This is a genomic window from Deltaproteobacteria bacterium (assembly GCA_016930875.1).
Classification (GTDB): domain Bacteria; phylum Desulfobacterota; class Desulfobacteria; order Desulfobacterales.
In genome coordinates, this window is the sequence record JAFGFW010000057.1 from 24,568 (window position 1) to 31,244 (window position 6,677).

Annotated in this window: 8 protein-coding genes; 2 read left to right on the plus strand and 6 right to left on the minus strand. The window is 49.3% G+C overall.

The window, feature by feature from the left end; all coding sequences use genetic code 11:
- The first annotated feature begins 22 nt into the window (after positions 1-22).
- Both rfbB and rfbD read left to right on the plus strand, forming a co-directional pair.
- Positions 23-1,048 carry a dTDP-glucose 4,6-dehydratase gene (rfbB, locus tag JW883_06150; protein ID MBN1841849.1) on the plus strand — a complete coding sequence of 342 codons (1,026 nt, stop codon included), beginning with the start codon at positions 23-25 and terminating at the stop codon, positions 1,046-1,048.
- Complete coding sequence (rfbD, locus tag JW883_06155) at positions 1,045-1,887, plus strand: dTDP-4-dehydrorhamnose reductase (GenBank protein MBN1841850.1); 843 nt, start codon at positions 1,045-1,047, stop codon at positions 1,885-1,887. The genes rfbB and rfbD overlap by 4 nt, the downstream gene beginning before the upstream one ends.
- Before the next feature lie 172 nt (positions 1,888-2,059).
- Here rfbD and JW883_06160 read toward each other — a convergent pair whose 3' ends face one another.
- The 6 genes from JW883_06160 to JW883_06185 all read right to left on the minus strand — a co-directional run.
- Entirely contained in the window at positions 2,060-2,740 is a 681-nt protein-coding gene (locus tag JW883_06160; protein ID MBN1841851.1) for an alpha/beta hydrolase, read from the minus strand.
- 215 nt (positions 2,741-2,955) lie between these two features.
- Positions 2,956-3,258: a J domain-containing protein gene (locus tag JW883_06165; GenBank protein ID MBN1841852.1), complete on the minus strand. Its 303-nt coding sequence runs from the start codon at positions 3,256-3,258 to the stop codon at positions 2,956-2,958.
- Entirely contained in the window at positions 3,255-4,475 is a 1,221-nt protein-coding gene (locus tag JW883_06170; protein ID MBN1841853.1) for a response regulator, read from the minus strand. The genes JW883_06165 and JW883_06170 overlap by 4 nt, the downstream gene beginning before the upstream one ends.
- Positions 4,465-5,355: a hypothetical protein gene (locus JW883_06175; protein MBN1841854.1), complete on the minus strand. Its 891-nt coding sequence runs from the start codon at positions 5,353-5,355 to the stop codon at positions 4,465-4,467. The genes JW883_06170 and JW883_06175 overlap by 11 nt, the downstream gene beginning before the upstream one ends.
- A 188-nt stretch (positions 5,356-5,543) precedes the next feature.
- The gene (locus tag JW883_06180; GenBank protein ID MBN1841855.1) at positions 5,544-5,807 is read right to left on the minus strand and encodes a hypothetical protein; all 264 of its coding nucleotides are present in this window, start codon (positions 5,805-5,807) and stop codon (positions 5,544-5,546) included.
- 97 nt (positions 5,808-5,904) lie between these two features.
- On the minus strand, positions 5,905-6,677 hold a 773-nt coding region (locus JW883_06185), incomplete at its 5' end, for a hypothetical protein (GenBank protein ID MBN1841856.1).

Consider the following 6,677-nt stretch of genomic DNA (forward strand, 5'->3'; position numbering starts at 1 on the left):
TAGATTAGGTTTGAAAAAAGCGGTGTTGATTACAGGGGGCTGCGGCTTTATCGGCTCAAACTTCATCCATTACATGACCGCGGCCCGGCCCGAATATGAATTTATCAACCTGGATAAGCTCACGTATTCGGGCAACCCTGATAATCTAAAGACAATGGGTGACAATCCCCGCTATCGTTTTGTTCGCGGAGATATAAGGGATGAGGACCTTGTCAGTTCAGTGATCCGAGAAAATCGTATTCAGGCCGTTATTCATTTCGCTGCGGAATCCCATGTGGACAGATCCATCACAAGAGCAAAGGATTTTGTTCAAACCAACGTTGAGGGGACCCACGTCTTGCTTGAAGCGGCTACTCAATACTGGACAGAAACCCTTTCACGAGATCAGGCATTCCGGTTTGTACACATTTCAACAGACGAAGTCTACGGCACCCTGGGCCAGAAAGGGACTTTTTCCGAAGAAAGCCCTTTGCGGCCCAACTCCCCATATTCGGCCACAAAGGCGGGCGCTGATCTTCTTGCACGGGCCTATTTTGAAACATACGGCCTGCCGGTCTTGATCGTGCGACCATCCAACAATTATGGGCCTTGCCAATATCCGGAAAAATTCATTCCCCTCATGGTCACTAACCTGATTGAAGACAAGCCTCTGCCGATTTACGGGAAGGGCTTGAACGTCCGGGACTGGATTTTTGTCACAGACACTTGTCGGGCAGTGGATTCTATCCTCCAAAAGGGAAGCCCCGGAGAGGCCTATAATGTGGGAGGAGAAACCGAAAAGCGCAACATCGATGTGGCACGACATCTCTTGTCCTTATCTAACAGGGGAAAATCGTCTCTGAAGTTCGTTGAGGATCGACCGGGACATGACTTGCGGTACGCATTAAACAACGCAAAAATTAAGAAAGAACTGGGATGGGAACCGGAGATGCGTTTCGAAAAGGGTATCGAGGAAACTGTAGCCTGGTACCATGCCAATGAATGGTGGTGGAGACCTCTGAAGGAAAGGCTCTCCAAGGAAAGCAAGGGGTTCTGGAGCAAATCATGAAGGTCCTGGTTACTGGTTCCAAGGGGATGTTGGCCCATGATCTGATTCCGATCATTTCAAAGGGACATGAAACAACTTCCCTGGGCGTGGATGGACTGGACATCACTGACAAAAAAAATGTCTTTGACGTTGTGGGAGAGATTAGGCCGGACCTTATAGTAAACTGTGCTGCATACAGCCAGGTCGACGAGGCAGAAAAGGACAAGGAGCAGGCGTTTCTTGTCAATGCATACGGGGTCCAACAATTGGCTCTGGCCTGTCAGGAATATGGATGTGCGCTTTGTCACATCAGCACTGATTACGTATTTGACGGGAAATCAACTGAGCCTTACCAACCCTTTGATCTGCCTTGTCCAGTTAGTGCGTATGGGACATCGAAACTGGCTGGTGAGACATTCATGCGCTCCATTCTCAACCGATACTACCTCATCCGGACGAGCTCACTCTACGGCAAGAATGGCACTAACTTCGTCTACGCTATTCTCCGGCTGGCAGAAAAGGAGCAAGCCCTGAGGGTCGTTCAAGATCAGCAGATGTCCCCGACATGGACCGTCAACTTGGCCCAAGGAATCTTGAGACTGATCTGTACAGGCAATTTTGGTGTGTACCATCTCACAGACCAAACCGACGGCGGCATCAACTGGTACGAATTTGCCAGTCAGATCCTGAAGACAAAGGGAATCCACAAAGAAATCGAACCAACTACCAGCCGGGAATTTGCCCGCCCTGCCAAGAGACCTCAATACTCTGTGCTTGACACCAGCCTCTTCACTCTATGCTCCGGCTATGAGCCCATGCCGTGGCAGGAGTCTTTGCAGCATTTCATTGATATGATTTGATTAGCAGAATAGGAAAATCGGATACAGTAACCACGAAAACTGCGACGGCATCCGAATAGTCAGGATCGCCCATGATGTCTTCAAGCAACGAAGGTCGCCGGAACCCACGTGATAGCCGTCAGGGTTGGGAACAGACGCTTCTGGAATTAGAATCAGGCTTTTTGTCGGTTCGTCAACTGTCAATGATTTCGGCCTTTATGAGAAATGACTCGATGTCTCTCCAGAATGTGTCCCAACTTGGCGGGCAGTCGTTGTGACTGCACTCATAGGTGAGCATTTCGCCGTCTTGCGCCGCCCGGCAAAGGGCAACTCCATGCTTGTATGCAATAAGATTGTCATTTCTCCCGTGGATTACGAGGACCGGACCGGAGTAAGACTTGACAACTCGAAGATTGTCAAACGGGTCCAGCACAAGAAAGCCGGGCGCCAGAAAACTCGACGCACATGCCCTGACACTGATAAAACTGGACAGAAGAATAAGGGCCGCAGAAGGTCGCTCTGCAGCAAGCGCGCAGACCACGCCGCCGCCAAGGGAACGTCCGAACAAAACGATCCTGGCGGAGTCGACATCCTTTCGTTTAACGAGAGCATCATAAGCTGCCACGAATGTTTCAGTAATATTGCTTTGGGACGGACTTCCTTTGGAGCGACCATAACCGGGATACTCGACAAGCAGTACGCCAATCCCAAAAGACGTAAACCTCTTGAGTTCTTGGGGCCAGAAGTCAATTAACTCTGCATTGCCATGAGCAAAAATCACTACCGGCACAGGCTCAGCGCCGTGATCCCGGGCCGGAGAGAGAAACCATGCCTCAACCTTTCCGCTACTCGTATCTAACCAAATCTTCTCCAAGCCTACAATCTTCTGCGCCGTTGCCGAAGGTGCCGCAATCTGATAGCGAGGAAACAAAATCTGTCGTTGAAAAAGAAAAAGGAGGCAGCAATATGCGAGGTATAAGAAAAGACTCCCTAAAGCAATTTTAACCAGGACATGCACATTCCTATCCCGCTCGTTTCCATCCATGCATGACTCTTTTGCCGATTAGGCATATGCGCTTGTCTTGCCGGCTATTTGTGCCACAATGGATCGTTGCCAAAACGCTCAAGCCACCATTCCTCTTCTGAGAGATGATTCCTGACTTCTTTTTCGGAAAAGGAGAATTTATAATGATTACAATAGTCAATTATGATCCCATATGCAGCAACAATCCTGGCCGTCCTTTCTGTGCATTTCTCCTTGGCTTCCTTACATCTGTCCGGATGCCATGCCCTGACCAAGTTTCTGTAATTGGCCTTAATCTCTTCAATGGTTGCCCGTTCAGGCAATTCAAGCAGCTTTCTTGCCTCAGTAATTTTCTCGTACTTGTTCATTTCTCGGCCAATACCTTAGGCAAGGTAAAACAGAAAGTTGCCCCCTCCCCTTTTTCAGACTCCACCCAGACCTTTCCACCGCAGCTATTCACAATCCTTTCAACAATCGGCAGGCCTAAACCTGTCCCTTCTTCATCTTCGATTTCTCTTAGCCGCAAGAACTTCTCAAATATCTTCCGATGGTTTTTTCGATCAATCCCAATGCCATTATCCCTTAAATAAAAATGATGAAGATCTCCCCCGTCACCGTAGCCGATCTCGATCTTCGGGGCCTCAGTATCCCCAATAAACTTAATAGCATTTACAAGCAAATTCTCAAAAACCTGATGGACCCTTTCTCCGTCGCAGTAGATAGTAGGAAGGTTCTCCGCTACAACGAGCTCTATGCCCTTGTCTCTCAAACTGGCTTGGAGACTTGACGATACGTTCCTTACTATCTCACCGGAGGAGATGTACCCGGAGCTAGGGACTACCCGGCCGACTGTGGACAACGTCAGAAGGTCTGAAACCAGGAGCTCCATGCGGCGGGCATTAGCCACAATATGTTCAAGGTAGCTCAGGCCCTTCTCCCCCAATTTATCTCGATAGTGCTTGACCAAACGAGAAGAAAAACCCAACACGGAAATAATGGGATTTTTCAGGTCATGGGAGACAACGCGAGCAAAGTCCTTCACCTCCTCGTTGATGCTTTGAAGTTCTTTCTCTGCCTCTTTTCGCTCTTCTATTTCCCGTCTCAGTCGCTCGTTGGCCTTTGCCAGTTCGGCAGTTCGCTCTTCAACCCGTCTTTCAAGCTCCTCGTGTGCTTTTCGCAGCTCCTCCTCAGCCCGCTTGCGATCCATCTCCAGTCTCTTCTGATTAAGGGCATTGTTCACTGTCTTCAACAGTTCCTCATGCTCAAACGGCTTTCTGAGGTAATCAAAGGCCCCTCTCCTCAAAGATTCTACAGTCGTGTCCACAGAAGCATGGCCGGTAATAACAACAACAAAGGTGCCAGGACATTGGCTCCTCATATGATCCATGAGTTGAAGCCCGTTCATATCAGGCATCTGAATGTCCAGCAGCACAACGTCAAAAACCTCTTTCGCAAAGGATTCCATAGCCTCCCTGCCACTATGGCTAATTTGGGTCTCAAGCCCGTCCTTGCTTAACAAAAACTGCAAGCTACTGCACATAAGAGGCTCATCATCAACTATGAGAATCTTGGGCTCATACGTCATCACTACCTCCAAAAGCAATCCGGATAAGCCGGAATCTGAGCGAAGCAATATTGGACGCCAACTTGTCAATGAGGCCATCAAGCAAACTCTCTGCACTCCTTAACTCATTTTCCGAATCAAAGTGCGACCCCAATCCTCGCAAGATGGCGTCATATCTCGATGTGGACTCCCCGATTGCCTCGTAATCTACAGTGGGGAGAGGATAGAGTTCATCCGTAAAGAAATAGTTACACAAGCCCTTGACGGAGTTGATCCGGAAAGGCCAATAGAGCTTAAGCTCCAGGAATTCTCGAACAGCCTCCAGGCATTTTCCACGTCCGAGTATGTCTTCTTTTGTTATTGGCCGATTGATTCGCCTTTCGACGTCTTGAAAAAATGCCCTTAACATCTCTGTTTCCGTAATGACAAGTCCATAAAGGTACCAATCTCTTGCCGCTTCGCAGACGATCTCTTTGAAAACAGCCGGTAGTCTGTAGTGGGACGGACAGAAATAGACGCTGCACGCCATCCCCCCATAAAAGCTAAGTCCTCTGAAATCTATCCCTTTGTTTCCATGAGCCAGCGGATGTAACAGGCAGCCCACTCTGGAACGTTTTCTGCCAACTAAGCCTATGTACGGACAGTGATGAAACTTCGAGAAAGGTCTTTTCTGTTGTTCCCTTGCCTCAAGATCTTCTTTGAAGGCGAGGATGGAATCAATATCTCTCGGAAGGCGCGCAAAAGCCTCTGTGCGCCAGGTCAGCATCTCCATAAGGGCAGCAAAGGATGGGGTAGTCACATTGTACAAACCACAGCATGCCCCACACGAAACCCGTCCGTTGACCTGGCATAGGTAGACCCCGCCAGGCACATCGTTGTCAGTGTTATCGGAAACAGACATTGGAAAAGGTTTTATGTAAGGATTGCTTAATGTACATCCTCATTGCCTCGCCACAGGAAACTCCGGGAAGAGATCGTTCCGCAATAAGAAAGGCGCGGGGAAATGCGGATGTGGAATCAACAAAGCACATTCTGTGTGAGGATTCGTTGGCCAGACGACATTCCATGAAACAGGCACGACCGGAGAAGTCAGTCGGAATTCGTGGATTCCTTAAGCAGCATCTTTGCCACTTCGATGTCATAGGCTTGGTTCGGGTCGAACTTATTACCCTTGGACATAGCGGCGGCTTGTTTGATGGCGCCGTAGGGGACCCAATCGTGTTCCTCCCAAAGCTCAGGATCATCCGCATTCCAGAGCCTGAAACTTATAGCGCCCTCGGCTTCACGCACATACATACGAACCCGCTTGTTTTGAGGAAAAGGAAAATAATACAACCCCTTTTTGTCTTTCATCACAATTCCTTAATAAGCAGGGGGACGGCGGCTTGACCCCAATCCCCTCTGGCCCGTATAGGTCCTTCAACTGGGACACTGTGCCGGAAGAAACCCTTTACTGTGCCCTCAAGGCGGCAAAGGTTCTGTCCACAACCGCCCTCGTTCCGACCAGCAGTTCACGTTGAAAGTCGCTTGAGGCGTATGTGCCTGCCCTGTCAAGATAGGCCCTTGCAGCCTCGAGGTCAGGCAGCGTTCCCCTGCCAAAAGCGATATCCGCTTTATGAAAAAGCACAATAAAGTCCATGCTTTTCAAACGAAGTCGGACTTTTTCGCGCAACTCCTTTGTCGGTGCATAGGATGCCGCCTGATACAAATGCGCCTTGATCTTGCCGAAATCCGGCCCCCTTGGCTCATCCAAAACCGCATCGGCCTCGTCCTGAAAGTAAGAAAAAACTATGGGATAAATCTCTTCTCTTGTATAAACATCCTTGCGCGGGTCTTGAGTCTTGATTCCATCGAGACTAAAAAGCAGTTCCTCCCCAGCAGGCGCGAATTTCCCCCTCCATACCTGAACCACGCCATCAACATCCTTAAGATAAAACTTGGCCCTGTTTGAAAAGCTTGTTCCAATAATTATGGCCATCAAAACCGCCAGCGCCCACAAACCGACCTTTATCCCTTTTGCCATTGGTTCTGGGCCCCCAGACGAAACAAAAGCGGCAGGCTGGTATCCAGGCACGCGTCCCTCAACCGGAGGCGGTGTTGTAACGGCTTCATCCTCCGACGGCGTCTCCTTGATCGCCTCGACCGTGGCTTTACCTTCTAGATCGAACTTCTTAAAAAGCATTGCCCGGATTCGCTTGGTCTCCTCTTCATTATATCCTGTAA